We start from the raw sequence: 26,618 nt of genomic DNA, 5'->3' as shown, positions 1-26,618 counted from the left end.
TATATATTTCTTTTTATCTGTCTTATTGTAGACCGAAATTACGAGAAAGATCTTCGTCATGTCTAGCAACAGCTTCCGCAGTTTTATTAAGCTGCATATTAATTTCTTGTAATAGCTGTGCGAAGTTTTGTACTTTTGGCTTTAATTGATTGAACTGTTGGTCAAAACCTTCGAAAGCACGACCTTCCCATTCTCCTCTTAATTCATTTTGTAAGTTTTGTAGTTGACGTAAAATGTCCTCAATTTGATTTGCACCTTGTCCATATCGAGTCGCTTTCGATTTAAGCTCCTCTGGTGACATACGAATTTGTCCTGCCATTATTAAATCCCCCTTAAAATTAAAAAATAGTAAAATTAACCAATAATCAATTCTACAAATTGATTATATCAATAATTTAAAAATTTCTAAACAAAAAAATGATATTTTTCCAAAATTTCTCTTTTACTATAATAACGATATATTGTATAATAATAATTTATTTATTTTTTAAGCACACTCTATAAATCTACTATAAAATAAAGGCAAACCATCTATTTTATACTTATTCGCTTTAAATTCCAGCGATAAAGTAGCCACTAAATCATTGTTTTCTCTTCTCCCATTCAGACTATAATACTCACTTCAAAATCATAATTACCTGCCTTTCAACAAACCCAAACTCTTCGTACATCTCTTTTGCAAAATTCCCAGCAAATACATTCAACCGAATTTCTGAATACTTCTCCTTTAATTCCTTAATACCAGCTTCCATCAGTTCTCGCGATAATCCTCTCCCGCGATATTTTGGGAAAACGTACAATTCATATATAAATCCAAGTTTTTCACGAGAAAAATAATCTGTATTTTCCCCTATTAATATCCATCCCATTACTTTATTTTCTTCTTTAATAATTAAATAGTATGCTCCTTTTTCTACAATCGGCTTTGTAATCTCAATTGCTTTCTCGGTACTTAATTGACAATTGCCTCTCGTCCCTTCAAAAAGCGATTGAGCCGCATATTTTAATATTTCATTGGTATCTTCTTGATTCGCCTTAACAATCATTTTTCACAACTCCCCTTGAATAATAGGCATTACTATCGCTTGTTCAAGATTCTCCGCTTCCATAACAATTGCCGTTAATCCGTGTTCTGTACTTGTTTCATGGAGCTCTCCCTTTTCCCAAAACACAGCTTGTCCCGCCTCTATCTTTATCTTTTCTTTATTTACTCCACATACATATCCTGTCCCGTCCACAATAAGAAGCAGTTGAGATACAACTGCTTCATGATTACCGATGATTCCATTCTCGTGTAAATGCATAGCACCGATATGTATATTTCCTCGATGGTTTAATATTTTCGACATGATGAAATTAGATTCAAATACTGATAGGTGCTTTCCTACTTTTTCACTAAAATCAAAATTTTTCATTACTAGTCCTCCTTATACGTATAAAACCATCCTTACTGTCTGCATCATATGTCCTTCAAAGTCTTCTTCAAATTGCTCTAATTCAGCAAAACCTTTCGCTTCATAAAAGCGTTTTCCTTTTTCATTTGCTGCTTCTACATGTATGTACAATTTCCGTATCCCATTTAATGCTTTAATTCCTTTTTGTAATAAAGCACTTCCGATCCCTTTTCCTTGCTGATCTGGTAACAAATAAATCGCACCTAATTCCGCTTCGCTTTGTAGTCTAACAGGTGAAAAGTTCGCAAACCCTATTACTTCACCCTCTTCTTCCGCAACGAATAAATGTGTATTTTTAAGACGATATTTCATTTTTTCATCAGAATATGCCTCGTCTAAAAAACTATCTTGAATTTCTCTCGGAATAATGCCTTCATATGTATCATGCCAAGCTATTTTTGCTACTGATTGTACAGCGTGAATGTCTTCTTGCTTCATTTCTCTAATTATATATGTCATCTCGATGTCTCCATTCTCTTTAAATTATATTCTGCTAATATACTAGAAGAAACGGCAAAACCATTTTCATAATTCACCTTAATTAATTTTAATTTCTCAATTGAAGCTGTTGCAAAATTAAACTTTCCATAAATATATTCCATTACACTTAAAAACTGCTTTGTATGTAATCTATTTGCAATTGTACAATGCGGAACCCATTTTCCCGGTACGTAATATGAATTTGGGTTGTCATGAAAAGTTTTAAAATAATCATGATAAGAATAATGAAGTTTTAACAATTCATCGGTAACGGTCGGCGCTAGAAAGACCGTTCCATTAGTAGGAAAAATTCCAACAGAAGGAAAAGTTACTGCGTCTATATTTTCTTGAATAGCTACAAACTCCCCTAGTTTCTCCGTATACAAATGAACATCTAACTCATTATAATCCGCAATCGTTATATGAGGTTCTACTCCAGCTAATTGATTTGTTCCAATTACATTTGTTAATTCATTTTGCAGTTCTGTAATTTTATTAGTAAACACACGATCAAATGTAGCAATAATAGCGTACAATCTTTCTCACCCCTTCGTTACACATAGCGCTTCCCATTCTTCACGAATCATGCCCATTCGAATAGAATCATAGTATGTTCCGTTATAATAACGACACTTTCGCATTCTACCTTCTAAGCTCATTCCTATTTTCTCCGCTACTTTCATCATTCGTTCATTACCAGACCAAGTCGTGAGCTCTACTCTACCAATTTCCATCTTTTCAAATAATAAATCTCGATATAACGTTAACGCTTCTGTACCGTAGCCACCATTCCAGTATGTTGGGTCATAAATAACAATTCCCATCTCCAACCAACGCGTCGGTTTATGCTCCCAATAAAATCCGACCGTCCCTATAATTTGACAGTGGTTCTTCTTGCAAACGAGTTTGCATCTTCTCTTTATAGGAAGAGTATTCTTGCATTGAGAACGGGAAATATGGCGCATCCCATTTCTTCCATTCTGGGCTTTCTTCTTTAAATATGATATTCCATAATGTTTTTATATCCGATTCTTCTATTGTACGAATTGTAACTTTCTTCCCCTTTAATACAACATTTTGCATAATTCCCTCCTGCATTCCTCTTTATTTCATATATAATTATAATATTTTTTCAGAAAAATCAAAACTAATATCATATATTATATTGTATAATTTTGTTATTAGATACCAATTATTGATTTAGAAAGCTGGTGATTCAGTGAATAATCGATTTAGTATTGCTTTATTTCTTACTATTATTATGACAAATATTATTCTCTATTTCTTCTTACCATTAAGTATTGTTACGAAATGGGACTTCAATGGAACGCCTACATCAACAATGGATAAAAGCACTTTTGTAATCGTAAATATAATTATATGTTCCTTCTTATTCTTTGTATTTTTAGCTTTATCTAAAGCAGCGAGTAACCAGAAATTTCTCCATTGGATCGGCAACACAATGTTACTATTCTTATTTTTTGTCGATATTGTCATCGCTCTTGGCTTTTCACTTCCTCTTGATCATTTCATATTTTTAGCATTAGGGCTTTTATTTATATTAATAGGTTATTTCAGTTCCAAAATTGATACGACTAAATCAACCGTTTCATTAGAATGGAATGATAAGCACCTTGAAAAAAGAGCTTCAAATATTAGTAGTATTTCAATGATGATAGCAGGTATTTTTTTAGCGATACTTCCTTTTATCGTTTCTGCTCCCTATAGAGGTTATGCTATACTAGCAATTCTTTTAGGAATGACGCTTATCATTCTGCCGAGTACGATTTATTTACTTATTAAAGACAGCAAGCAATCTACTCCTTTAAAAAAATAGGAGGTTATATCCCTCCTATTTCAGCTTAATGTTTTATTTTTCACTTTTTCTATCTCAACTAAAATCCCTTTCCCTATCCAACCCTCTACGCCATCTTTTTTAATTAAATCATATCCTGAACAGCTATCATCAATGAGAGAAACGATATCTCCCTTCCTAACGCTTATTTGCGCACAAGAAATATCGGTTTTCACTGTATATTCACCTGACTCAAGTTGTTTCATATATTCATTTTTTACAGTGAGTAAATTATTCGTTTCCTTTTGTTTACATACGGTGTAATCTTGCATCTTCTGGATAGGCTCTATGTAATAATACGGATATGTCACTCCGCCCTGCATTTCTGAATTCGCATTAAAATCCGCTATTACTTCGTACTCTGGAAAATAGTCTACATATGTATAAGAAAACGTATCGCCCGTTTGTTTCCTCTGAATAATAAATACGTTTAATTGCCCTGCTTCTTTAATTGCATTTCCTCCATCAATTGCAATAATTTTTTTCTCCTTATCAATAACTGGATTGTTAGACGGTGCTTCTTCAGAATAGTTCACGACAGGCCAATGACCAACTATTACATACTTATTTGCTTTATGTGATTTATTAAAAAACTGTGGCATTGCTATCGCATTTTTGCGCTCAGTTTGTTTCCAATCTACTCTATCTTCTAGACCGGCATGCACAAAAATATAATCTTCTGTTTCAATCGCTGTTGGCAACTCTGTTAGCCAATATAGTTCTTGTGAAAATTCACTTAACAATGCTTCTTTCACTTCACGAATTGAAGTGCCCTCATGAACTGAAAAAACCAATTGCTCTAGCCATTCATTAAAAATCGAGTGCTTTCTCATACATAAATAATTAATAAGATCAGGATTTTCATTTAGAAGAGCATCAACTATAACTTCACAATTCCCTTCAACAACGTGAACCTTTGAATTGTTCTTTACAAGATTCATAACGTAGTTTACTACGCCTACGCTATCTCGTCCTTTCTCGCAAAGATCTCCATTAATAATTAAATAATCTTCATCTTTAAAGTTAACTTTATGTAGTGCTTCTTTTAAAAGATTTAATTCTCCATGAATATCAGATATGACGATAACTCTAGCATCATTAGGGATTGATAGTTCCTTTATTTTTTTCAAGTATAAGCGCTCCAATCATTCTCTTTATTAAATTAAAACAATTCGACAAAATACACTATATAACCTTTTCAAATACATATACCATAACTTACAACCTATTTACGGTTTAATAATAACTTAAAAAATAAGAAGAAGCTGTTCCCAACTTTTGCGGGACAACTTCTTCTTATTTTTTATAATTCTTTATGAAAAGAATAACTCACCTTATCATACCCTTCTCTTTCATAAAAACGATGAGCATCAATTCTTGAAAATCCTGACGTGAGGACGATAGACTCACATCCGTTTTCCTTTCCCCAGTTCTCTATATACGAAAGTAATACTTTCCCATGTCCTTTTGAACGATGTGCTTCTGCTGTTACAAGGTCATATACGAAAACGTGTTTCTTATTATAAAAGTTCGTACAAATCGCTACACCTGCAAGGCTAACAACTTCATCATTCTCATTACGCAGCGAAAATAGTTTATAATTTTCTTCTTTCATATTTCGAAATAAAGAGCTTGTTTCCTCTATTGAAAGTTTCATTCGTAATTGCTGTAAAACAGGTAATACTTCATGTAATTGCTCTTCTGTTACTACTTCTTTAACATTCATTTTTAACTCTCCTCTAACTATTTATTTAATTTTCTAAATGTTATATCATTATTATAGAAAGTAACTGCCCTTCACTTAAGTGACAGTTTAAGTGTTTTTTATAAGGCCAGTTTTAAAGGAGAGTTTTATATGGATTTTACTATCCCATTGCAATTACAAAGTAACACACCTATTTACTTGCAAATTTACGAATATATAAAAGCTGAAATTATACAAGGGACTATTTCTGTCGGCACACGTCTACCCTCACACAGAAATTTAGCATCACAACTTAATATTAGCCGCATTACTATTGAATCAGCTTATCAACAATTATTAGCTGAAGGTTATGTAGAAAGTAAACCGAAACGTGGTATTTTTGTAGCAAATTTCGATATTGACGTTATCCCAAATAAAAAGCGAAATGCAGCAAAGAAGACGAGCAATTTGATAGACGAAAAATTTGAATATGATTGTAGCCAAGGACTTATTGATCAAAATACATTTCCGATTACAAATTGGAAACGAGCATTACAAGAATCCATACTTACATACGAAAATGCACTATTTGCCAAAGAAGACCCTCAAGGTGAATTCGCTCTTCGAGAGCATATATCAACATATTTATATCATTCTCGCGGTGTCCATTCTTCACCTGATCAAATTGTGATTGGCGCCGGAACGCAGCCACTTCTCTGGCTACTACTTCAACTGCTTGGCCCTACAAAAGAATACGGCATTGAAAACCCTGGATTTCACCGTATACACGCAATCATTAAAAGCTGTGATAGACAAATTCATCCCATACCATTGGATGAAAAAGGGATTGATATTTCTAGTTTATACAATACAAATTCCAATGTCGCATACGTTACACCATCACACCAATTTCCGCTCGGGATTATTATGCCTTTATCTAGAAGATTAGAATTGTTAAAGTGGGCTAATGATTGCAGCGGATACATTATTGAAGATGACTATGACGGAGAGTTTCGCTACGCTGGTAAGCCGATTCCTTCTTTACAAAGTCTTGATTCAAATGAACGCGTTATTTATATGGGAACTTTCTCAAAATCTTTTTTACCTTCTTTACGAATGGGATATGTTGTTTTACCACCACACCTTTTAAAAACATATCAAGAACTGCATGGAATTTTCAAACAAACAGTCGCTACAATACAACAACTTGCTTTTGCTAACTTTATACAAAGCGGGAATTGGGAACGTCACCTTAATCGGAGTCGTACACTATATAAAAGAAAACATCATGCGTTAGTAAAATCCATTATGAAAGAAATGGGGGCTAATGTTCAAATTCTTGGCGAACAGTCCGGACTTCATATTGTTTTATGTGTCCATAACAGTATGAATGAAAATGAACTGATTGAATCCGCTAAAAAACAAAGCGTTAAATTATACCCACTTTCTCCATATGATTTCGTGAATGATTTACGTAAGGAATCATACGTATTACTCGGCTTTGGTAGTATTCCAGAAAATAAAATTGAAACGTTGGCTACATTATTAAAAGACGCTTGGTTTCCTAGTTGCAAGGAAACTTGTTAACAGTGGATTTAACTTGTAACATGTTAACAATTCAACAAAATAAAAAAGAAGGCTGTCCAAAATAACTTTTTGGACAGCCTTCTTCTAGTTATTCACCTGACCTAGCTTTCCTTCCCGGACGTTTCACACCAGTCGTTTCTGTTGAATAGGAAGCTTCGATTATAGCGGCTGGATCTACAGAGAGAACGAGATCTTTCATTTTCGGATAAATGAATCGGTTTGTAATGCAATAAATGATTCTCTTATGCTCCCCTAAAAAACCACCTTCTCCATGTAGATACGTAACAGATAGTTGCAATTCTTTCATAAGTAAATCGCCTATTTCTTTATTCTTACCAGAAATAATCATAACGCTCTTACCTTGATTAATACCATCTAATATAAAATCAATCATCTTCGTAACAATATAGAAAATTGCTAATGAGAACATCGCTTGTTCGATTGAAAATAAAATGGCAACAAAGATGAAAATAACTGCATTTACTGCAAGTAAAAATGTACTAATCGGTACATTAAAGTGTTTATTCATCCAAACTGCTAACATTTCCGAACCGTCAATTGCTCCACCCATTTTAACAACAATCCCAACACCAATTCCAAACAGTACTCCACCATAAAGTACAATTAATAACTCAGAAGTCGTAATTGCTGGAAATGGTTTTAAATAAATTAATCCGAGTGTTGTAACTACATTCGCATAAGATGTACGGATAAAAAATTTCTTTCCCATTACTTTTGCAGTAAATAATAAAATTGGGATATTAATTCCTAAGAACACACCATAAAGCGGCAATCCTGCAACTTTATTTGCCATAATAGCAATAGCCGTTACCCCGCCATCTACTAATCCATTAGGTGCTAAAATAAGCTCTAATGAACCTGCTACTATAATTGAGCCAATTGTTAATAATACGTATTCAAATACTTTCTTCATTCATTACCCCCAAAACTTATATATTTTCTTAGTATTATTTTAACGTAATTTTACTACTAATTCAAAGGTATCGATTTATATACACAAAAGTTTCTCCTTTATCGCTATTTTTATGTAGCACATGTAACGCGTAATACTAAAAACACACTTACAAATTAAAAGTAAGTGTGTTTTTAACATCTATTTAATCTTTACGTACGGCTTCATTTTTAATTTGAATATTTCCTCAACTGCCCTTTGATATCCACCGGCATTTCTAAGCGACTCTCCCACTTTACGACTATTCTCCTTAAACGTCACATCATCCATTACTTTCTTTACAGTCTCACGTAATAATTCAGAAGTTAACTCGTTGCGATTAAGTCTTATTCCTGCCCCTACTTCAGTCAATCGTTTTGCAACGAATGGCTGATCTCCTGTTACCGGAATTACAACTAATGGAACACCGTAATATAACGCTTCACTCGAACTATTCATACCACCGTGTGTCACGAATACATCAGCATGCTGTAAAACTTCTAATTGCGGGACATAATTATACAATTTAAAGTTTTTCGGGATATTTTCAAATCGACTTATATTTATCTTCTTGCCAACGACTAATACGACTGTCGCATCTACATCTTTAAACGCTCCAAAACATTTTTCATACAAAGCAGGTTGTTCATTAAAAACTGTTCCCATAGAAATGAAAATCACTTTTTCATTTTTTAAATCTTCGGTAGGAAAACTCCCCACTTCTTTTCGAGTAGCAATTGATGGACCTACAAATTTATACGATTCATCAAATACCTCTGAACGTGGCTGATATTTTTTTGAAGTATATACAATCGTAATATCACCAGGATGGTTCATAATATCATACATACTATTACATTTCATTCCATACTGCTTATTCCATCTTTCCATTCCCGCTAAACAAGATTGATATAATGGATCCATTTCATCTACTTGTCTCGATTCTTGCCCATCATGAAAATTAATGTACTGATTAACAGCAAACGTTGTACAGGATGAAACGCTTGGTAATTGTAAAATATTCGCTATAATACGTCCTACTGGAAAATGATTATCATATATTAAATAATCATATTTTTCCTCTTTTGTTTCTTCTACAATTTGAGTAACAATACGCTCTGATGCTTCAATCATATGAGATAGCATCGTCAAAGGGCTCCCACCTTCATTTACTCGTTCCATAATATTAATTTGAGAGAGAAAATTCTCAAACACTCGGAATTCCGCACCTGTTGCTTCAACCTTCTTTCTATAATCTTCAATACAATAAGAAACAACTTTTTCCCCTCGCTGAATTAACTCACTTACAACAGCTAAAGTCGGATTAATATGACCTTCCCCAGGAAAATTTATTACGAGTACATTTGCCATAACATTCTCTCCTATCCAATTAATATAATAAAATTAACAATTAATTATATTAATTAATTTAAGTCTATTATAAATGAATGCATTCTACTTCTTCATGCTTTTCTCTTCATTTTATTATTGAGAAATATTTTCTATAGTCTACATTATTGTGATTCACAATCTTATAAATGAATGCTTAATTTTACTTTTACTCTTCATAGATTTAAAGATACGAGTCTTACATTCAAGTATTACCAATATTATTTTTAGACAATTCATACAAAAATAGAGAAATATAATATTTTTAATGAGTTTTCACTATAAATGTAAGTATGCTGTCTATCTTTTTATCTTTATCCTCATAACACATCATCTGCTATATAATGAATTTATAGAATTTACAGAAAAATAAGCACATGCCTTTAAAAGTGGTTACGAAACAATTATGTCTATTCCTCACTTAGAAGAATATAGACAGCCTTATCGTTATTTATACCGACTGTTATCTGTGCAAGGTAATGTGGAATTTAAAAAATGGTTAAGTCACCCATCCTATTTTTAAATACGAATGAGAGGGAGTATACAATGGATATTCAGAAAAAGCGTTCTGTAACAGAAAGTGAAATACAGCAAATGAAGGATTTGGCTTATATTTGTGGGCAACAAGACAATCTTGATTACTCTTCAGATTTACATATCAACTTTTTAAAAAATCGAAATGAAGATTATATAAACGATTTTCTTCTTTATAACGGTACTCAATTAATTGGCGCTTTAAATATGTATGATTTCGAAAGACCAACAAAGCTTGAACTAATAGGCTTTGTACATCCTCATTTTAGAAAACAACGTTTCGGAACTATCCTTTTACAAACTGCAATGAAAGAAATACAAAATAGAGAGACAGATGAAGCTCTTCTTATTATTAATGGGGATTCTATTTCTGGGAATGAATTTGTAAAACATATGAAGTTACCATATTTATATAGTGAATATAGTATGGAGTGCAAAACAAACGAAATTCAAAAAACAACAGATAATAATATACAGCTTACTCTTGCAACTTCAGAATCACTTCTTGATCTTATTAAAATTTCTAGTAAAGCTTTTGGTGATTCAGTAGAAAATACGACTACATGGTTACAAAAAATGATGAATTCATCTTCCCATCAAGTTTACAGTGCCCTTATTGCTGAAAAAGTGATAGGAACAATTACAGTTTCTAAACAAGAGCAATCTACTACACTATCAGGATTCGCCGTTCATCCTTCTTATCAAGGTAAAGGATACGGAAAAGATATTCTTTGTAATATAGTACATACCCTTATTACAGAAGGAGTTTCAACAATTGAATTAGACGTCGAAACGAAAAATATCCACGCTTTAAAACTATATACACAATGTGGTTTTGAAATTAAAACGAGGCATGACTATTATAATTTAATGAATTTTTAGGTGAATACATATGTTAAAAAAACAATTTATTCTAATTATGATATTTTAGCAAACATCTATAATAAACATTGGAGACATTTTGTTTAATACTCCTAACCAGCCTCGTTTTACAAGATGCTCTTCCCTACTCTCGTATATTAGGTCTTTGTTGCGGGACTGGTCATCTCTGCCGGTGATAGTTTAATTTAGATGAACTAAAAAGTGTGTTTCACAAAGTTTACTCCTTATTACATAACGAGGGTATATTCGCATTTGATATGAATAAAAAAACTGAATCGGAATGATTCAGTTTTTTCTTAATATATTTACAACTGCAGTTGTTTCGTCATTTTCTTTATAGACACGCGGAATTCTTCTATCTAGCATACATGTAACTTCATAGTTTATTGTACCTAACATATCCGCTATTTCTTCTACTGCGATATTTTCTTCACCTTGTTTACCGTAGAATACTACTTCGTCTCCTACTTGTACTGGCATCGCTTTTGAAACATCCAACATTAACTGGTCCATACAAACACGGCCAATAACAGGTACTCGAACCCCGTTAATTAACGCATAGCCTTTATTAGATAATTGACGATTATAACCATCAGCATAACCAATTGGTACAGTCGCAATCCATTCTTCACCAGTTGTTACATACGTATTCCCATAACTTACACCACGATTCTTCTTCGCATGTTTAATATGAGCTACTTTTGATTTTAACGACAACGCAGGCTGTAAAGAAACGACTGAATGATCCACTTCTTTTGACGGATACATACCGTACACTCCTATTCCAACGCGTACCATATTTTGAAATGTGTTACTTAATTCCATTGATCCCGCACTATTTGAACTATGAATATATGGTATTTGAATTCCTAATTCTTTCGCTGTATTAACAGCTTTTTCAAATAAACTTGTTTGCATATTCGTATATGATTTATCGATTTCATCTGCCGTAGAGTAATGCGTAAATATCCCTACTACCTCTACATACTCCATACGGTTTAATTCTTCTAAAAATGGTTTAACTTCTTCTTCTTGTAAACCGATACGACTCATTCCTGTATCAATTTTCACTTGAATTTGTACTTTCTTTTGAAGACGGTTTGCAATTTCATTTATACCATGTAAATCTTCTACTCTATAAACAGTCATCATAACGTCATATTGAATTACATCTTCTACAGCCGCTACTGGTGTGTATCCTAAAATTAAAATCGGCACAGTAATTCCTGCTTCTCTTAATTCTATTGCTTCATCTACAAATGCAACTGCAAGTTGATGTATTCCTGCTTCAATTGCAGCTTTGGCAACTTCAACTGCCCCATGGCCATATCCATTCGCTTTTACAGCAGCCATCATCTTAATTTCTTCATCATTTACATGTTTTTTAAATTCTTTTACATTATGTTTTACAGCATTTAAGTCAATTTCTACAATTGTATCTCTTCCATATTTCAAACTCATTGGTCTAACTCCTAACTCAATAATTGCATTCCATTCTATTTCACGTTTCATATGACCTTTTACAATATAATACTTTTCATTATGCTAGTCAAACTACTAGAATTTTCGGAATTTTGAGTATGATATAATATCCTCAAGAAACTATTATATACGGAGACGAGGAGAATTACAATGTTTGTTCAATCTGCATTGCATCAACTAAAAGTTGCTATTGATACTTCTATTGATATGCTTAACCAATATAGTGAAAACGATTTAAAAATACAACCGATTCACTCAAAACGATCATTATTTGAAATGTGTGCACATCTTTCTCTTATTTGTCATGCTGATTTACTCATTTTAAATGGTATTCCAGAAAAAGAATTACATACCTTTTATATAGAACGTACCCCCGTAACAGTTGCTCACATGCAACAAACGATGATTGAAGGTTACAACCTTCTCTCTAAAACATTTCTTTCCTACTCCCAAATAGAATTAGCAGAAGTTATGACTGCCTATTGGGGTATTTCTTATTCGCGCTTTGAATGGTTACTTGAAATCGTTGCACACTTTTATCATCATCGTGGACAAATTCATATTTTATTATGCGAGCATATGAAAGATCCTCGCATTCCTTTATTTGAATAATTTTCCACTCATTCATTAATTATAAATAGAGAAGCTACAAAACCAATAAAAAGTATCATTCCTAATAAAATAAATGTTTGAGCATAACCTCCTATTTTCATAAGATAAATAGAAATGATAGGTCCTATACTAGTACCTAAAAATAAAATAAAAGTATAAATAGATACTGCTATTCCCCTTGCTTTCCCTCCTAATTGACCTACAAGAGAAACTAAAGACGGAACGGATATAGCAAAAACAGACACTCATCATTACAAGTAGAGATAGATACGAAACAAAGCCCATTGAACTTAGACTAAAAATAGCAATCAACAATCCTCCTTGAAGAACTTTCCTTACTTCAAACCTCTTTGTTAAACGACCTGCAAGTGGTGACAGCAACATACCAAACAGCCCTGCTAAGCGAAAATAAAGGATTTGTTCTGCAGTTAAATTGTAAGTAGGAGAGCTCAAATAATTCCCTAAAACAGTATACATATTAACAAAAGCCATTATTAAAACAGGATTTTTCACACTGACTAACTATTAGTTTTAAATAATGCGCAACTTCTTTAACGCATAAGAAATTCCGCCTTCACTCGCCTTCGTTGTAACGAAATCAGCCCTTCTCTTCAACTCCTCTCCACCATTTCCCATCGCAACTCCTAATCCTACATACTGCAACATTTCAATATCATTTCCACCATCGCCAAAGGCAATGGCTTCTGATTTACTAATATTTAAATGTTCCAATACTTTTTGAATTGCAGTTAGCTTCGATACTTTACTATCTTCCAATACATTTATAACGTAACCATGAAAACGCTCAAACGTAAGTGCTGGATATCTTTCAATGAATTTTTGAGATTCTGTATCATCAGCATACAGACATATGCAATACATCTCATCTGATAAGTTTCTAACTTTGTCAGGATACCGCTCTAAATTTAAAGTTTCATTTAACGCTCGCATGACACGTTCATCTTTGGAAGCAATATTATTCATTGCAAATTCTTCTGTAAAGTAAGAAACACTGTGACCATGTAATTCAGCAAAATTTGAAATATCATGAACAATTTCGCTTGAAAGTACTGATTTATGTATAACTTCTTTCCCACATTTTATATGTGCACCATTTGCTGAAATAAACGTATTTATACCTAGTTCCTTAAATTGTGAGCATAAACTATATGGTCTTCCAGTTGTAACAACTACGTGAATTCCTTTATCTATTAATCTTTGTACCGCTTCTTTTGTACTTTCGTGCATGCTTCTATCAATCTCACTTAATAACGTACCGTCAACATCGAAAAATACAACTTTGTACATAAGTCTTTACATCCCGTCCAAATGATTCGTATCATTAATGAAATGCACCGTTTTTTGTTCACCCGCAATTTCAATTAAACTTATTCCCGTATCTCCCATTTTGAAATAGTAGTCCATTGAAATTGGCATTTTGAAAAATGCACGTAATAGACTATTAATTACGCCTCCATGGGCAACAATTGCAATTCGGTCATATGTATTCTCTGTCAAGATTTTAGAAAAGATTCCTTCTATTCTCATTCGAAACTCAATAAACGATTCCCCGTTTTCAAAACGATCATGAAGAAACTTTGGCTCTGGATATTTCTTTGCTTCTTCAAATGATAAGCCTGCTTGCACTCCATTATTAAACTCCATTAATTCCTCTTCTAATTGAATTGGACAACCAATTGCTTCTGCTAATGTTTCACCCGTTTCACGAGCGCGTTTTAATGTGCTTGCCCAAATGAAATCTGGTGCAAAATCTTTTTTCACTTTCTGTACAAGTCTTTGTACTTGTTGTCTCCCTTTGTCAGTTAACTCAAAATCAGCTCGACCTTCATGCACATGTAAAATATCAGCTTCTGATTCTCCGTGGCGTATTAGTAGTATTTGCATGTTTCTCTCTCCCTTTATTTAACATTCATAAAATTCCATTATATCACATTTTAAGATTCCAAAATAAAAAAGGAACGGTCTCCCGTCCCTCATCCATTCACTTTTTCCGCATCATTCCAATAATATTTACTAAACGCTTCTGTTAACACATCAATTGTGTTATATAATTCATCTAACGTATTATCAACACCACCAACTTCAATTAACATCGCATTTTTCGATAAATCTTGGTTATAAACGCCATTTCCATCTTTTTTATACTTTGGAAAAATCCCTCTACTTAATCCGTAATAGTTTGCATCTAAATAACTATTGATCGCTCTTGCAATTTTTTCATTTTCAGCACGGCCTTCATTTTCCATCCCAATTATAAAATATAATCTTGCATACGATTTTCCGTTAATTACTTTTGTTGTTACTTTCTTACGCTGATCGTCACGGTGTATATCAATCGGAAACGCAATTTTATTATTTTGTGCTAATGCTTCTTTTACATATTCATGAGACGCTTTATATGACTGATACCATACCCACTTTTTACTCGCTAATAAATCACCCATATTCGTTTTATCATGAACTACCGGAATTCCTTGTCCTTCAAGCTGCTCTTTCATACGTTTTCCTAGTAAAGACACATTTACATCTGGGCTAGATGGATCAGTTGCCCCTGGTAATAATGGAAAGAAGGATTCCCAGCTATGTGTATGATAAATATATACTGCACTTTCACCTTTTTTCGCTCCGTTCTTTTTCTGAACCGGATTATTCTTTTCCGCTTCTGTAACTTTATCTTTTGCTATTTCCCGTTCTTTCGTTACTTCTTCAATCGGTACACTAGATTCATTTGGGATATTTGTCAAGTTTGTCCCTTCCCCAGCTACGATAATATTAGAATAATACTTTGACATACCAGGTACTTCTTTACCGACGAATGTTCTTAAATCTTTAATTTTCAAATCTGTCGCGATAGAGAACATTAAATTCCCAACTGACTCTCTTTTATTCTTCTTAAAATAATCAAATCCGTAATAGCGATTCTCACTTTCTATCATTTGAACAAAACCTTGCATCGATACTTTTCCAAACCATTGATTTGCATAATTCGATTTCATTGTATGTAAAAATGACGTCAAAATCGACGCTATCATAATTACTATTAGCGCATATAAAAGGAGTAACGAAATCAGCTTCTTCCCATGTATTCGAGTTGCATACTTTTTCACTGCATCACCTTCTTTATACATGGATATGTACAAGCTTTTCAGAATATACGCACAAAAAAAAGAGAAATGGTATACCATTTCTCTTCCTCACTTTTATTGTTCTTTTCCTGTATCATTTGAAGGTAGTTTCTTCGCTTGTTTTTCTTTAAATATTTCTCCAATTGCCCCAAGAGTACCAAGTGTTTCAATTGCATTAGACGGAATAAAGACTTTATTTGCTGGTCCTTTTGCAACTTCAGCTAATGACTCAAATGATTTGTAAGCAAGTATACGCTCATCCAAATTCGCTTCACGAAGCAATTCAATACGATTTTGTTCTGCTTTTGCAATTTCTTCAATTGCTCGTGCTTCCCCTTGTGCTTCTAATTCTTTTGCTTCTTTTATACCTTCAGCTTCGCGAATACGCGCTTCTTTATCCCCTTCAGCCATCAAGATTTTACTTTGCTTTTCCCCTTCAGCGCGAAGGACTTTATCTTGTTTTGCTGCTTCAGCTTCTAAAATAATCGCACGTTTATTACGCTCAGCCTTCATTTGTTTTTCCATTGATGCTTGCACATCTTTTGGCGGGTTAATATCAACAACTTCGACACGTTCAATACGTACGCCCCATTTTTCTGTTGCTTCATCAAGCGCTAAGCGGATTTCTGTTGAAATCTTTTCACGACCAGATAACGTTTCATCCAGTTCCATTTTACCGATGATTTGACGCATCGTTGCTGAAGTAATATTACGAACACCATATTCATAGTTTGAAATACCATATGTCGCAAGTTCTGGTTCAACAATTTGATAGAAAATAATTGTATCAATTTCTACTTGAACATTATCTTTCGTAATTACCTTTTGCGGTGGTACATTCGTTTGTTGAATGCGTAAGTCATGATATACACGAACACGATCTACAATTGGTATTAAAATATTTAACCCTGGGTGCATTATACGTTGAAACTTACCAAATCTTTCAACAACCCCAACTTTTTGCTGAGGAATAATTTTAATTGTTAATGCGATAAATGTAACTACAATTAGTGCGAATATAATCGTTAACGTTAATGCTACCATATTTATTCACTCTCCTTTTTCACTTGTAATATAGTACTATGCCTCTTTATAACAACGACTTTTTCTCCAGCATCAATTGAAGAATCTGCAATAGCTGTCCAAGTATCTCCATCCACCTTCACAATACCATTCGCTTCATTTGTAATCGCTTGCATAACAATCCCTCTTTTACCAACAAGCATATCTACTGTATCAGTAAAACCTTTTGCTTCTCGAAAGTTTTTTGAAATTCTTTTCGTAAAGAATGTCAAAGTTAAACTTACAATTGCACCAACAGTAACTTGTAACAGTAGTGCATCAGGAGCAAACAAAGCAATAAGACCTCCGACAACAGCTCCAATTCCAAGCCAAAGCATGTAAAATGTAATCGACAACATTTCCGCGATAAATAAAATACCAGCTATTATAAACCAAATTACCCAAGCAGCCATATGCAACCCTCACTTTCTTTCTCATTTTCTATATGTATATGAAGAAAAGAATGGTTTATCCGCCCTTTCTTACACTTGGGCGTTTGCTACAAGCTATTGTACATATTCACTGTTACAATGATGATCAATATAATACTATATCAATATATTCTTCATTATACATGAAAATCCCTTTCAAAAAGTGACAAAAAATTAAATTCTTTAAAAATTTTAATTTTCAAATTACAATTATTACAATTACTAAATACTTTTTTTATAGAGGTGATATTCTTATTGAGAAACCTGTCACTAATCTACTATTTAGGTTCCAAAATATGCATTACTCTCGCTGACATCGTATATGTAATGATTATTACAACTCATATTTATATAGCAACTAAATCAGCTACTATTACTGCTCTTTTTCCATTATTACAAGTTATCACAAATCTAATTGCTAACATCTCTGCACCACTTATGATAAATCGTTTTCCATCTTATACGCTGTTATATACGCTCCAATGGTTGAAAACAGTCTTTTTACTATTATTAATGATTTTGTTCCCGGTCTTATCCACAAACATTATAGCTCTATTAACTTTTATTTTTGTCATTTCATTATGTAGCGGGTGGAGTGCTCCATTATTATACGGTATTCTTCCGCGCCTTACACCGAAAGAAAAATTAGTAAAAGTAAATAGTATCTTTTCCTTTTCAACACAAATTGTGCAAGCCGTTGCTTATTCATTTACGAGTATTGTCGTTCTTCTCATTGGCGCTACTTCTACACTCATGATTAATAACATTTTAATGATTTTCGGATGCATTGCATTACATTTTTCATTACGTTCCATACATACTGAAAGAATAACAGATTCTCCCTCTTCCAAAATTACTGTTTTATTGGAAGGTTGGAAACTCCTATTTCAAAATCCTTCTCTCCGTACCGTTACATATATGGACTTAATCGAAACTTTCGCAGGGACAATATGGATTGGTGCTATTACGATGGCATACGTTACGACTATCCTTCATAAGGGCGAAGAATGGTGGGGATATATTAATACAAGTTATTATGTTGGCACGTTAATCGGTGGTCTATTAGCATGGAAAATGAGTTCCTATATTCAAAACAATTTAATACGATCTATGTCGATTAGCTCTCTTATATTTAGCATTCTTACATTTTTATATGGTATGACGAGCAGTGGATTTATTGCGCTTTTTCTATGTGTTCTAATGGGACCCTGTTATCAAATTAGAGATATTTCCCAAACGACTGTTTTACAATCAAGTGTCGCCCCTTCTTTATTATCAAAAATGTATACAGCACATGGCGCACTTCTTTCAACAGCCTCTGGACTATCTATGCTTATCATTGGCATTATTACTGATATGTTCGGTGTTCGTACAATTTATATCATCGCTTCTATTCTTATTTTATGTTCCGCTTGTTTATCTTTTAGTTTATTAAAATATCATAAGACAGAGCAGAACGATATTTCAATTTAATCACTAAAACAAAGAGGACAGGGATTCCTGTCCTCTTCGTTTATTCTATTCATGATAAGTTGGGGATTTTTCTATGCTTTGTCGCTTGTTCAAAAGCATAAGCTAATTTAATTAATATCCCTTTAAAGAAATTCAATATCCTTATTTAAACACCTTTAATTTCCCGAAAAATAAAAAAAGTCTGAAACGGATTAACCTTCGCTTCAGACTCTTACATTACTGTGCGTATACTTCATCTAATAAATGTAAAAACTCACCTTGTTTCCCAGCTAATTCAGGGCATTTTGCAATATCAACCCAGTCGTAGCAAAATACTAATCCTTTATCTTCCTCACCAGCACTTACAATATGTTCCCAAGTATCCTTTACATCTGTTAGTAAAGTTACATGGAAAAAGTGGCGTTTTTCATACTCCTGTTTTTCTTTCATATGTATAATGTAATCTGCTAAAAAACGCTCTATGCATAAATGACGCAATCCGGATTCTTCCTGTACTTCACGCAATATAGCAGCTTCTAACGTTTCACCTTCATCAACCGTTCCCCCTGGCACTTGAATACCAGCTTCATGTATATCACGATGTTTAAAAACAAGTAATTGCATAACCCCCTCTTTTTCTCTTGTAATATATGCATGTACTTTTTTCTTATATAACATCGTCATTGTACATCTCTCCCCTCAATTGTTCACTCTGTTACTTCTTCAAGCGTCAGTTGATTATCATACAAATATGTAGCTTGTGGATTTCCCACATACCTTACGTGCCATGGTTCATACCGATAGCCCGTAATCGTTTCTTTCGCTTTTGTGTATCGAACCACAAAACCAAATTTATGGGCATTTTCAAAAAGCCACTGACCTTCTTTCGTTTCCCCAAAAACTGTCTCTAACTGAAATTTAGCAGATTGAGACGTAATATCCATAGCTAGTCCAGTTTGATGCTCACTTGTGCCAGGAACCGCGCTAGACATTGCTGTTTTTGCTTCCCCGTCTTGTTTTTTATACATCGTATTTAATGCTTTTTGTCGATCAAAAGATCTAAATCCAGAAACTGCAAAAAGAAAAATACGCTCGTTGTCAGCCTGCTGAAACATATCCTCAAGCGCCCTCGCTGCCTCTTTTCTCATCTTTTTCTTTTCTTGATCACCTTCACTAGAGTAGCGCACTTTCGGAATAACTAAATCTGGCGGTCTATACCCATCTGGTAAACGCCTACTTTTATTTACAAGTACAAGCATTGAATTCGGATTATTAATTACCGCAATATCCCCATCCATATTAGCAATCGTTTCTTTCGCTTTCGGAAATATGCTATTTACACTTACTTCCCGCGCCTGCTTATCCTTATACATTTTATAATTGATTCCTGCTACTCCAATAATAATTATTGCAGCTACAATACCAAGTAGTGCCCATCTTTTTTTCATATAACGACCTCTTATTTTAATAATTTGGCCATTTCATACTCATCGATGCCCTTTCCATCGATAATAAGAGCAGCTTTTTTGACACCTTCTTTCTCAAATCCAGCTTTTTTATATAGTGCCTGAGCTCTTGTATTGTGGGCCATTACTGTTAATTCTAAACGCCATACATCATGTAATTTTGCCCACTTCTCAACCTCTTTAAACAATCTCGTCCCAATACCTCGCCCGTTATACTCTTGCAAAATACCAATTACAATGGTTGCCACATGCCTCTTTCTTTGAATGTTATTTCCATTCACTAATATACAACCTACTATCCTCTCATCTTCAACTGCTACAAATATTGTTGCATATTCATTTTCTATAAAGCGATGGATCATTTTTTCTTGTTGCTCAGCTGTAGTTTTTCTTTCTCCTGGTTCATATAACATAAACTTCGTTTCTTCATCTAATTGCTTACTTAATTGCAAAAATGATGATGCATCTTCTATTTCGATCTCCCTAATCACTTCAATCACCCTACCAGTTTCATCATAAAAAGTTTTCCTTATAAAAAGATTTTCTCTACTTTCCTGAAAATCCCTTTGTAAATCTCCTGCTATAAATTGACAAATTTCGATATTACTATAACAACGACAAATTATGTCTATTCTGTGACGTCTCATCATTACAAAGAAAAAACGCAAGCATTACACTTACGTTTTTTCAAAAATACTGTGAATTCCTCCTCATCAGGTGAGGTCTCTCACCAATTTAAATTTCACTTTATCCATTCACTTTTTCTGCCTGCCAAAAATATTCACCAAATGCTTTAGCAAGTGCATCAATTGATCGATTCAATTCTTCCTCTGTATTATCTACACCGCCAACTTCTATTAATATCGCTTGTCCTGATAGGTCTTGATTATAGATTCCATTTCCTGTCTGAAACCCTTTTTGAATGACCCCACGGCTCACTCCTGGATATTTCTTATTAATCGCCTCATGTAAAGCTGTCGCTAATTGTAAGTTTTTTTCATAGTTTTTATTTCCTTTCCCTACTACAAATGCAAGCTTTGCATATGATTTATCTCCAATTGTTTTTGTCGTTACATTCTTTCGGGCACTATCACGATGCAAATCAAAAAAGTATTGAAGATCTTTATTTCCAGCCATAGCTTGCTGCACAATTTCTCGTGACATTTTATACGAACTATTACTGTTTAAACCTTTACTTATTAACTTTTGACCAACATCACTCTTATCGTTAGTAGCCCCAATCCCTTCACCTTCTAGTTGTTCACGGAAACGATCTCCTAATATAGAAATATTCGACACAGAACTCGTTGCTTTATTCGGATTCGGGTCATTCGTTAAGTTAAGTAAAGGTAAATAAGATTCCCAGCTATGTGTATGATAAATAAACGCAACTTGTCTCTTCCCAGTCGTTTGGGACGGCTGTTTTTTCTCTTTATTCGTATCTTGTTTAGGTGCTTGTCCAGTTCCACTAGTCCGTTCCTTCACTACTTCTTCAAGAGGAACACTCGACTCTATCGGTAAGTTAGAATAATTTGTACCCTCACCCGCAATAACAATTTCTGTATCGTACTTACCAAATCCCGGGAGCTCTTTCCCGACAAAACTGCGTACATCATTAAAGCGAATATTTGTAGCCATAGAAAAGAGAAAAGAAGAAATTGAAAAATCTTGATTCAAATTTCGATACTCCTGTGTAAAATAATGATTCTCTTTTCCAAGTACATACATGTAACCATTCATCGATAACTCATTTAACCAATTATATAAATACGTTGACTTTGTCTCTTTCATAGAGGTTACCATCAGACTAATAAGAAAAAAAGTCGCTAGCACTGTAGTAATAACAAATAAAACTAACTTACGCATATTTGTAAACTTCATAAAAAAAAAGCCCCGATTCATACTATCACCTCTCTATTTCAAGTTATGTACAAGCCCTAGAGAATAGACCGTTAAAATTTCGGCTATATTGTTAATGAGGTGAAATGAATTGAAGCTATTAATAGGAATATTACCAATCGCTCTATCATTCATTTTTTATTTGTCCGCTAAGCAACCAAAAATCTCTATTGTGCTACATATTTCTGCGTACTTGGCACTATATGTACTTGGTACAATTATTTCCATTAATATATACGATGTTTTAATACAAGATTTAGTTTTCATGACGAGCATTCATGGAATTTTACTGAATCCATTTTTCCTTATTGCAGGAGCGTATATAGGAACATACACTTTGTACCTACTTTTGTCTCACATTATTATGAAAATAAAAAATGGAGCGTAATGAAATGCAACCACCATTTATCTGTCATACATGCAAAAAAAAAATTGTGAGAAAGAAAGACCTTATTACAGCCACATGGTACTTCCGCTTTTATTTATTTCACAGTGATTGTTTTAAACGACAGCAAGTGTTCATCTCACGATTTCTCCCTGTGAATACACTTTTCAATTTCTTTCTTATTATATATGGACTTATTTTTGGCAGTATTCTTATGATTACAGAACCATCTATTATTTGGCTGACTTTCTTTTTCCCTATTTTTTATCGGTTGCTTTCTTATTATTATGTTGAACGTTTTTTCTCTACATAACGCGCAGACTGACCTCTCGGAATACTTAAACATTCCCACTCATTTTCTTTTAACATCTTCCCAATGTAAATAATCTGACCAATATGCAATGCATAATGAGAAATTTGCCTTTCAATTGCTTGCATGACAGTATGTGCTTCACCGCGAATGTATACCGTCTTCAATAAGTGTTCTGGCGTTAAAGTATTCATCGTATTAAAAACATATTTCCATCCTTCTTGCCAAGCTATAAGGGTTTCTTCTTTTGAATGATAGCATCCTTCAAATTCACCATCTCGATTACGATCTGTTTTTTCACCATCAGACGTTAAAAAATCCGTCCATCTAGAACGCATATTACCGTGCAGATGCTTAATAATAATCGCTATACTATTTGTTTCTTCATGAGAAGACCATTGTATTTGTTCATATGATAATTGAGAAAGTGCCCGTTCCCCTTGTTTCTTTGTTGCTTTAAAGTTCGAAATCGCACATTGCAAATATTCTCGTCCGATATCCATATTAGCCCCTACCTTCACCCTAGCTAATTTTTGTTCCATTTGGCAATTCCATATTAGGCTGAAGTAACACAACATCATCAGCTTCAGGAACACCACCAAGCACAAGCACTTCTGATTTGAATCCAGCTACACGCTTTGGTGGAAAGTTTACAACAGCAACGATTTGTTGACCGATTAAATCTTCTGGAATATACCTTTTCGTAATTTGAGCACTTGACTGCTTTATCCCGATTTCTCCAAAATCTATTGCTAGTTTAATCGCTGGTACTCTCGCTTCTTTAAATTCCTCTGCATGTATTACAGTTCCAATTCTCAAATCCAAATTTAAAAAATCTTCAAAATTAGCCATTTATCATTCCCCCCCAATTATTACTTAGACAAAATACAAAAATCCCCTTCAAAAAAAGAAAGGTGCCTAAGCACCTTTCTTTTGTAATTCACTTGATTCATTTGATTTATAGAAGAAGAAACCGAGAATCCCGCCAATACATGATGGAATTAACCATCCGATTCCTTCGTTATATAACGGTAACATTTGTAGTACATTAGAAATCGCGTCAATTTTAATTTTCGCACTTTCTAAACCGTTAAAGAAACTAATTAACAATGCACCTAAAATAGCTCCAATATAAATTGTATTACGCTTCCCAATCCACTTATGGAAATACGAAAGTACGATTAATACAATTGCAACTGGATAAATGATCATTAACACAGGTAATGTTACTGCGATTAATTGTGTTAAACCTAGGTTAGATACAATTAAACTAAATACACATACCATTGTTACAATCGTTTTATGCGAAAGTTTTGGGAATAAGTTTGTAAAGAAACCTGCACACGCAGATGTTAACCCAACAGAAGTTGTTAAACAAGCGAGTATAATAACAAGCCCTAATAAAATTTTACCACTCGTCCCATATAGCTCATTTACAACATTCGTTAAAATAAGGCCACCGTTTTCTGAGATACCAAGTGATGTACTTGTTGAACCAAGATAAGCAAGTGATAAATAAATTAACGTTAAACCAAGTACAGCAATAATACCTGATACTACTGTTATTTTTGCAATTTGACTACTCTCTTTTATCCCTTTAGAGCGGATAACTTGTACAACGACAATTCCGAATACAAGCGCGCTAATTGCATCCATCGTTAAATATCCTTGAATAAATCCACCAAAGAAAGCATTTTCTTTGTAAGCAGCTAACGGCGCAGCTGGCTCTCCAATTGGATCAATAATTGCCTTTCCGACAATAACAGCGACAATTAATACTAATAATGGTGTAAGAAACTTTCCGAACCAATCCACTAATTTAGATGGATTTAATGATAAATACCACGTTATTCCGAAGAAAACTATCGTGAAAAGAAATAGCATGTACCACTCTGAAACCATTGCCTCTGATAAAAACGGCTTCATACCCATTTCAAACGAAACAGCTCCAGTACGAGGAATCGCGAAAAATGGTCCAATTGCTAAATAACTAATCAATGGGAAAATAAACGCAAATATAGGGTGGACTCTAGAAGATAGCGCTTTCAAGTCCCCCTCTACAAACGCGACAGCTGTTACAGCTAGTAGGGGTAATCCGACTCCCGTTACAAGGAATCCTATTGTAGCAATCCAAACATTCTCTCCTGCTTGTTGACCTAAAACTGGCGGAAAAATTAAATTTCCTGCTCCTAAAAATAATGCAAATAGCATTAAACCAATTGCTACCGTATCACCTGGCCTTAAACGTCCCTTCATGCTCTTCATTTGCATAGCACTTTTTCATTGTTTATCTCTATATTTTACAATATGCTATGCATCCTCCTCTCTGCTCAAGATGATAAAATATGCCCCTTACAAAGCAGTGTCTTTCTCCATAATTTCTCCATTCCCCTTATTTTTACTCTAATCATTAATACAATTATTATTTTGAATTTTGATTTTTTTGAATTTTCAAATCATTAGAGTGTTATTACGTGGAGTGTAGATGTCAGACCTCTTTGTTTTTATCACACATATAGTAACATATTTAGTTGCAAAATAAAAACATATTTTCAAATTGATTTTTTTGAAAATCGAAATTATCTACATTTTTTATTCTCTTACACAAATATTGTTACAATCTCACCTATTATTCAATTGTTATTTTCAAATAACTTTATACACGTAACATACAAAAGCCATCTAATAATATAATTAGATGGCTTTTGTATGTTACTCTATCGTTTCAACTTCACGTGGATTTTTCATCTCTTCCACATACACAACTCTAAATCCGTGATCTTCTAAATCTTTCAATAATGTCTCTAATTCACCGTCGTTAAACTCTTCTCCTAATGTAAACATAATTCTACGAACTAATAAGGCATCATTATCAAAAGTCATCAAACTTTGAATACCAGTGTATTTCTTTAAAACTGTCGATAATTTTTGGATTGCTCCATTATAGTCTTGCGTTCCAATCATGACAGAGTATTTACTAGAGTGAACGCCCCATGCATCCTCTAATAACTCAAAAACTTTTTTATGCGTTAAAATTCCAAGGAAAACCCCTTTTTCATCAACTACTGATAAATAAGGCAATTTTTTTATTGTAAAAAATACTTTAAAGAAAGATGAATCTTCTCTCACAAATCCTTCTTTATCGTTTAATAATTGTATTACACTCTCATCAAGTGATCCTTTATATTCTAAAATATCTACTTTATATATATTCCCTAAAAATTTCTCTTTTTTTTCATCTAAAACTGGTACACAACGATACCCCGTTTTATTTAAATGCTCTAACGCTTCCCCAATCGTAATCGAACTTGAGCACAGTAAAACTTCCCTTTTCGGCACGTAATTCCCTTTAATCCTCATAAAAAGCCTCCTTATGTTAAAATACTTTCTGTGCCATAACTATATTATATTTTCAGAAAAAAATAAATAATTTATTTTATTTTTCTGAAAATTATTCATTTTCTTGTCATAATTTATTCATGAATCCTTCACTTGTATATTTTTGCTATCAAATCTTCTCTCTGAATTACTAAATGAAAAATATATTGTAACTTCT

At 33.5% G+C, this 26,618-nt stretch carries 30 protein-coding genes and 3 pseudogenes; 8 read left to right on the top strand and 25 right to left on the bottom strand.

All coding sequences use genetic code 11. The annotated features are described in order from the left end of the window. Positions 1-22: 22 nt before the first annotated feature. The 6 genes and pseudogenes from MR168_RS02820 to MR168_RS02795 all read right to left on the bottom strand — a co-directional run bounded on the left by MR168_RS02820 (position 23) and on the right by MR168_RS02795 (position 3,017). Complete coding sequence (locus MR168_RS02820; RefSeq protein ID WP_000918601.1) at positions 23-319, bottom strand: WXG100 family type VII secretion target; 297 nt, start codon at positions 317-319, stop codon at positions 23-25. A 298-nt stretch (positions 320-617) separates the two neighbouring features. Next, a complete protein-coding gene (locus MR168_RS02815) occupies positions 618-1,046 on the bottom strand; it encodes a GNAT family N-acetyltransferase (RefSeq protein ID WP_086388651.1) in 429 nt (142 codons plus the stop codon). A gap of 3 nt (positions 1,047-1,049) precedes the next feature. Further along, positions 1,050-1,415, bottom strand: a complete 366-nt coding sequence (locus tag MR168_RS02810) for a cupin domain-containing protein (protein WP_086412798.1) — start codon at positions 1,413-1,415, stop codon at positions 1,050-1,052. 12 nt (positions 1,416-1,427) lie between these two features. Beyond that, on the bottom strand, positions 1,428-1,913 hold the full coding sequence (locus tag MR168_RS02805) for a GNAT family N-acetyltransferase (protein WP_086412797.1): 486 nt from the start codon (positions 1,911-1,913) through the stop codon (positions 1,428-1,430). After that, entirely contained in the window at positions 1,910-2,470 is a 561-nt protein-coding gene (locus MR168_RS02800; protein ID WP_025710185.1) for a 2'-5' RNA ligase family protein, read from the bottom strand. The genes MR168_RS02805 and MR168_RS02800 overlap by 4 nt, the downstream gene beginning before the upstream one ends. A gap of 6 nt (positions 2,471-2,476) precedes the next feature. Continuing rightward, positions 2,477-3,017: pseudogene (locus tag MR168_RS02795) on the bottom strand (GNAT family N-acetyltransferase). Between the two features lie 136 nt (positions 3,018-3,153). Between MR168_RS02795 and MR168_RS02790 the strand changes: the two are divergent. Further along, the gene (locus MR168_RS02790) at positions 3,154-3,771 is read left to right on the top strand and encodes a DUF1648 domain-containing protein (RefSeq protein ID WP_086412796.1); all 618 of its coding nucleotides are present in this window, start codon (positions 3,154-3,156) and stop codon (positions 3,769-3,771) included. Positions 3,772-3,791: 20 nt separating this feature from the next. Here MR168_RS02790 and MR168_RS02785 read toward each other — a convergent pair whose 3' ends face one another. Together MR168_RS02785 and MR168_RS02780 are read right to left on the bottom strand one after the other, a co-directional pair. Continuing rightward, positions 3,792-4,919, bottom strand: coding sequence for a metallophosphoesterase (locus tag MR168_RS02785; protein WP_103597529.1), 1,128 nt, complete (start codon positions 4,917-4,919; stop codon positions 3,792-3,794). A gap of 173 nt (positions 4,920-5,092) precedes the next feature. Then, complete coding sequence (locus MR168_RS02780; protein ID WP_086412795.1) at positions 5,093-5,515, bottom strand: GNAT family N-acetyltransferase; 423 nt, start codon at positions 5,513-5,515, stop codon at positions 5,093-5,095. Between the two features lie 129 nt (positions 5,516-5,644). Here MR168_RS02780 and pdxR point away from each other — a divergent pair, with 129 nt between their 5' ends. Beyond that, complete coding sequence (gene pdxR / locus MR168_RS02775) at positions 5,645-7,060, top strand: MocR-like pyridoxine biosynthesis transcription factor PdxR (protein ID WP_071740424.1); 1,416 nt, start codon at positions 5,645-5,647, stop codon at positions 7,058-7,060. 88 nt (positions 7,061-7,148) lie between these two features. On the opposite strand, the gene MR168_RS02770 is transcribed toward pdxR, so the two are convergent. Both MR168_RS02770 and MR168_RS02765 read right to left on the bottom strand, forming a co-directional pair. Beyond that, the gene (locus tag MR168_RS02770) at positions 7,149-7,994 is read right to left on the bottom strand and encodes a YitT family protein (protein ID WP_000755125.1); all 846 of its coding nucleotides are present in this window, start codon (positions 7,992-7,994) and stop codon (positions 7,149-7,151) included. A 180-nt stretch (positions 7,995-8,174) separates the two neighbouring features. Beyond that, on the bottom strand, positions 8,175-9,383 hold the full coding sequence (locus MR168_RS02765) for a macrolide family glycosyltransferase (protein WP_086412794.1): 1,209 nt from the start codon (positions 9,381-9,383) through the stop codon (positions 8,175-8,177). 391 nt (positions 9,384-9,774) lie between these two features. On the opposite strand from MR168_RS02765, the pseudogene MR168_RS02760 reads away from it, so the two are divergent. Together MR168_RS02760 and MR168_RS02755 are read left to right on the top strand one after the other, a co-directional pair. Then, positions 9,775-9,924, top strand: a pseudogene (locus tag MR168_RS02760) (nitrate reductase); the annotation flags it as partial. 23 nt (positions 9,925-9,947) lie between these two features. Then, entirely contained in the window at positions 9,948-10,817 is an 870-nt protein-coding gene (locus MR168_RS02755) for a GNAT family N-acetyltransferase (protein WP_000354423.1), read from the top strand. Positions 10,818-11,102: 285 nt separating this feature from the next. Here the strand turns inward: MR168_RS02755 and alr are convergent, their stop codons facing one another. Then, positions 11,103-12,278 carry an alanine racemase gene (gene alr / locus MR168_RS02745; RefSeq protein ID WP_002182683.1) on the bottom strand — a complete coding sequence of 392 codons (1,176 nt, stop codon included), beginning with the start codon at positions 12,276-12,278 and terminating at the stop codon, positions 11,103-11,105. 171 nt (positions 12,279-12,449) lie between these two features. On the opposite strand from alr, the gene MR168_RS02740 reads away from it, so the two are divergent. After that, positions 12,450-12,911 (top strand): DinB family protein, encoded by a 462-nt coding sequence (locus tag MR168_RS02740; protein ID WP_000497990.1) that lies wholly within the window; start codon positions 12,450-12,452, stop codon positions 12,909-12,911. Between the two features lie 8 nt (positions 12,912-12,919). Here the strand turns inward: MR168_RS02740 and MR168_RS02735 are convergent. From MR168_RS02735 to MR168_RS02710, 6 genes and pseudogenes are all read right to left on the bottom strand, one after another. After that, positions 12,920-13,412 (bottom strand): annotated as a pseudogene (locus MR168_RS02735) (MFS transporter); the annotation flags it as partial. 30 nt (positions 13,413-13,442) lie between these two features. Further along, positions 13,443-14,219 (bottom strand): Cof-type HAD-IIB family hydrolase, encoded by a 777-nt coding sequence (locus MR168_RS02730; RefSeq protein ID WP_086412793.1) that lies wholly within the window; start codon positions 14,217-14,219, stop codon positions 13,443-13,445. 6 nt (positions 14,220-14,225) lie between these two features. Next, positions 14,226-14,816 carry a histidine phosphatase family protein gene (locus tag MR168_RS02725; RefSeq protein ID WP_086412792.1) on the bottom strand — a complete coding sequence of 197 codons (591 nt, stop codon included), beginning with the start codon at positions 14,814-14,816 and terminating at the stop codon, positions 14,226-14,228. An 89-nt stretch (positions 14,817-14,905) separates the two neighbouring features. Continuing rightward, positions 14,906-16,117, bottom strand: coding sequence for a stage II sporulation protein P (gene spoIIP / locus MR168_RS02720; RefSeq protein ID WP_308457264.1), 1,212 nt, complete (start codon positions 16,115-16,117; stop codon positions 14,906-14,908). Positions 16,118-16,132: 15 nt separating this feature from the next. Further along, entirely contained in the window at positions 16,133-17,101 is a 969-nt protein-coding gene (locus MR168_RS02715; RefSeq protein ID WP_000226252.1) for an SPFH domain-containing protein, read from the bottom strand. 2 nt (positions 17,102-17,103) lie between these two features. Beyond that, complete coding sequence (locus tag MR168_RS02710; RefSeq protein ID WP_000741976.1) at positions 17,104-17,532, bottom strand: NfeD family protein; 429 nt, start codon at positions 17,530-17,532, stop codon at positions 17,104-17,106. Between the two features lie 273 nt (positions 17,533-17,805). Between MR168_RS02710 and MR168_RS02705 the strand changes: the two genes are divergently transcribed. Then, the gene (locus MR168_RS02705) at positions 17,806-19,023 is read left to right on the top strand and encodes an MFS transporter (RefSeq protein ID WP_242291185.1); all 1,218 of its coding nucleotides are present in this window, start codon (positions 17,806-17,808) and stop codon (positions 19,021-19,023) included. Positions 19,024-19,239: 216 nt separating this feature from the next. Here the strand turns inward: MR168_RS02705 and MR168_RS02700 are convergent, their stop codons facing one another. The 4 genes from MR168_RS02700 to spoIIP (MR168_RS02685) all read right to left on the bottom strand — a co-directional run bounded on the left by MR168_RS02700 (position 19,240) and on the right by spoIIP (MR168_RS02685) (position 22,370). After that, a complete protein-coding gene (locus tag MR168_RS02700; RefSeq protein WP_086412790.1) occupies positions 19,240-19,686 on the bottom strand; it encodes an NUDIX hydrolase in 447 nt (148 codons plus the stop codon). 23 nt (positions 19,687-19,709) lie between these two features. Next, positions 19,710-20,450, bottom strand: coding sequence for a M15 family metallopeptidase (locus MR168_RS02695; protein WP_086412789.1), 741 nt, complete (start codon positions 20,448-20,450; stop codon positions 19,710-19,712). Between the two features lie 11 nt (positions 20,451-20,461). Then, entirely contained in the window at positions 20,462-20,959 is a 498-nt protein-coding gene (locus tag MR168_RS02690) for a GNAT family N-acetyltransferase (RefSeq protein WP_103597534.1), read from the bottom strand. A 256-nt stretch (positions 20,960-21,215) separates the two neighbouring features. Then, positions 21,216-22,370 carry a stage II sporulation protein P gene (gene spoIIP, locus MR168_RS02685; RefSeq protein WP_001079278.1) on the bottom strand — a complete coding sequence of 385 codons (1,155 nt, stop codon included), beginning with the start codon at positions 22,368-22,370 and terminating at the stop codon, positions 21,216-21,218. Between the two features lie 88 nt (positions 22,371-22,458). Here spoIIP (MR168_RS02685) and MR168_RS02680 point away from each other — a divergent pair, with 88 nt between their 5' ends. Both MR168_RS02680 and MR168_RS02675 read left to right on the top strand, forming a co-directional pair. Further along, the gene (locus MR168_RS02680) at positions 22,459-22,755 is read left to right on the top strand and encodes a hypothetical protein (RefSeq protein WP_000770738.1); all 297 of its coding nucleotides are present in this window, start codon (positions 22,459-22,461) and stop codon (positions 22,753-22,755) included. Positions 22,756-22,759: 4 nt separating this feature from the next. Beyond that, the gene (locus MR168_RS02675; protein WP_033686733.1) at positions 22,760-23,065 is read left to right on the top strand and encodes a hypothetical protein; all 306 of its coding nucleotides are present in this window, start codon (positions 22,760-22,762) and stop codon (positions 23,063-23,065) included. Here MR168_RS02675 and MR168_RS02670 read toward each other — a convergent pair. The 4 genes from MR168_RS02670 to cbpA form a co-directional block, all read right to left on the bottom strand. Then, complete coding sequence (locus MR168_RS02670) at positions 23,038-23,604, bottom strand: DUF1572 domain-containing protein (RefSeq protein ID WP_000435830.1); 567 nt, start codon at positions 23,602-23,604, stop codon at positions 23,038-23,040. The genes MR168_RS02675 and MR168_RS02670 overlap by 28 nt on opposite strands. Continuing rightward, on the bottom strand, positions 23,585-23,914 hold the full coding sequence (csaA, locus tag MR168_RS02665) for a chaperone CsaA (RefSeq protein WP_001263013.1): 330 nt from the start codon (positions 23,912-23,914) through the stop codon (positions 23,585-23,587). Before csaA ends, MR168_RS02670 begins: the two co-directional genes overlap by 20 nt. A gap of 66 nt (positions 23,915-23,980) precedes the next feature. Beyond that, entirely contained in the window at positions 23,981-25,318 is a 1,338-nt protein-coding gene (brnQ4, locus tag MR168_RS02660; RefSeq protein WP_011110049.1) for a branched-chain amino acid transport system II carrier protein BrnQ4, read from the bottom strand. Positions 25,319-25,774: 456 nt separating this feature from the next. Next, positions 25,775-26,422, bottom strand: a complete 648-nt coding sequence (gene cbpA, locus MR168_RS02655; RefSeq protein WP_001220526.1) for a cyclic di-AMP binding protein CbpA — start codon at positions 26,420-26,422, stop codon at positions 25,775-25,777. Positions 26,423-26,618: the final 196 nt, after the last annotated feature.

Origin of the sequence: Bacillus cereus group sp. BfR-BA-01356 (assembly GCF_022663635.1) — a bacterium.
In the GTDB taxonomy this organism is placed as follows: domain Bacteria; phylum Bacillota; class Bacilli; order Bacillales; family Bacillaceae_G; genus Bacillus_A; species Bacillus_A cereus.
This window is presented reverse-complemented; position numbering and strand designations above follow the sequence as displayed.

What these genes read in the sequence shown, in the direction of transcription:
- MR168_RS02670 (WP_000435830.1), bottom strand. Translation starts at nt 23,604, where the DNA reads ATGGAACAAAAATTAGCTAGGGTGAAGGTAGGGGCTAATATGGATATC.
- brnQ4 (WP_011110049.1), bottom strand. Translation starts at nt 25,318, where the DNA reads ATGAAGGGACGTTTAAGGCCAGGTGATACGGTAGCAATTGGTTTAATG.
- spoIIP (WP_308457264.1), bottom strand. Translation starts at nt 16,117, where the DNA reads ATGGTATACCATTTCTCTTTTTTTTGTGCGTATATTCTGAAAAGCTTG.
- MR168_RS02730 (WP_086412793.1), bottom strand. Translation starts at nt 14,219, where the DNA reads ATGTACAAAGTTGTATTTTTCGATGTTGACGGTACGTTATTAAGTGAG.
- MR168_RS02810 (WP_086412798.1), bottom strand. Translation starts at nt 1,415, where the DNA reads ATGAAAAATTTTGATTTTAGTGAAAAAGTAGGAAAGCACCTATCAGTA.
- MR168_RS02765 (WP_086412794.1), bottom strand. Translation starts at nt 9,383, where the DNA reads ATGGCAAATGTACTCGTAATAAATTTTCCTGGGGAAGGTCATATTAAT.
- MR168_RS02695 (WP_086412789.1), bottom strand. Translation starts at nt 20,450, where the DNA reads ATGAAAAAAAGATGGGCACTACTTGGTATTGTAGCTGCAATAATTATT.
- cbpA (WP_001220526.1), bottom strand. Translation starts at nt 26,422, where the DNA reads ATGAGGATTAAAGGGAATTACGTGCCGAAAAGGGAAGTTTTACTGTGC.
- MR168_RS02715 (WP_000226252.1), bottom strand. Translation starts at nt 17,101, where the DNA reads ATGGTAGCATTAACGTTAACGATTATATTCGCACTAATTGTAGTTACA.
- pdxR (WP_071740424.1), top strand. Translation starts at nt 5,645, where the DNA reads ATGGATTTTACTATCCCATTGCAATTACAAAGTAACACACCTATTTAC.
- MR168_RS02820 (WP_000918601.1), bottom strand. Translation starts at nt 319, where the DNA reads ATGGCAGGACAAATTCGTATGTCACCAGAGGAGCTTAAATCGAAAGCG.
- csaA (WP_001263013.1), bottom strand. Translation starts at nt 23,914, where the DNA reads ATGGCTAATTTTGAAGATTTTTTAAATTTGGATTTGAGAATTGGAACT.
- MR168_RS02780 (WP_086412795.1), bottom strand. Translation starts at nt 5,515, where the DNA reads ATGAATGTTAAAGAAGTAGTAACAGAAGAGCAATTACATGAAGTATTA.
- MR168_RS02725 (WP_086412792.1), bottom strand. Translation starts at nt 14,816, where the DNA reads ATGCAAATACTACTAATACGCCACGGAGAATCAGAAGCTGATATTTTA.
- MR168_RS02815 (WP_086388651.1), bottom strand. Translation starts at nt 1,046, where the DNA reads ATGATTGTTAAGGCGAATCAAGAAGATACCAATGAAATATTAAAATAT.
- MR168_RS02740 (WP_000497990.1), top strand. Translation starts at nt 12,450, where the DNA reads ATGTTTGTTCAATCTGCATTGCATCAACTAAAAGTTGCTATTGATACT.
- spoIIP (WP_001079278.1), bottom strand. Translation starts at nt 22,370, where the DNA reads ATGAATCGGGGCTTTTTTTTTATGAAGTTTACAAATATGCGTAAGTTA.
- MR168_RS02805 (WP_086412797.1), bottom strand. Translation starts at nt 1,913, where the DNA reads ATGACATATATAATTAGAGAAATGAAGCAAGAAGACATTCACGCTGTA.
- MR168_RS02770 (WP_000755125.1), bottom strand. Translation starts at nt 7,994, where the DNA reads ATGAAGAAAGTATTTGAATACGTATTATTAACAATTGGCTCAATTATA.
- MR168_RS02675 (WP_033686733.1), top strand. Translation starts at nt 22,760, where the DNA reads ATGCAACCACCATTTATCTGTCATACATGCAAAAAAAAAATTGTGAGA.
- MR168_RS02710 (WP_000741976.1), bottom strand. Translation starts at nt 17,532, where the DNA reads ATGGCTGCTTGGGTAATTTGGTTTATAATAGCTGGTATTTTATTTATC.
- MR168_RS02755 (WP_000354423.1), top strand. Translation starts at nt 9,948, where the DNA reads ATGGATATTCAGAAAAAGCGTTCTGTAACAGAAAGTGAAATACAGCAA.
- MR168_RS02700 (WP_086412790.1), bottom strand. Translation starts at nt 19,686, where the DNA reads ATGACGATGTTATATAAGAAAAAAGTACATGCATATATTACAAGAGAA.
- alr (WP_002182683.1), bottom strand. Translation starts at nt 12,278, where the DNA reads ATGAGTTTGAAATATGGAAGAGATACAATTGTAGAAATTGACTTAAAT.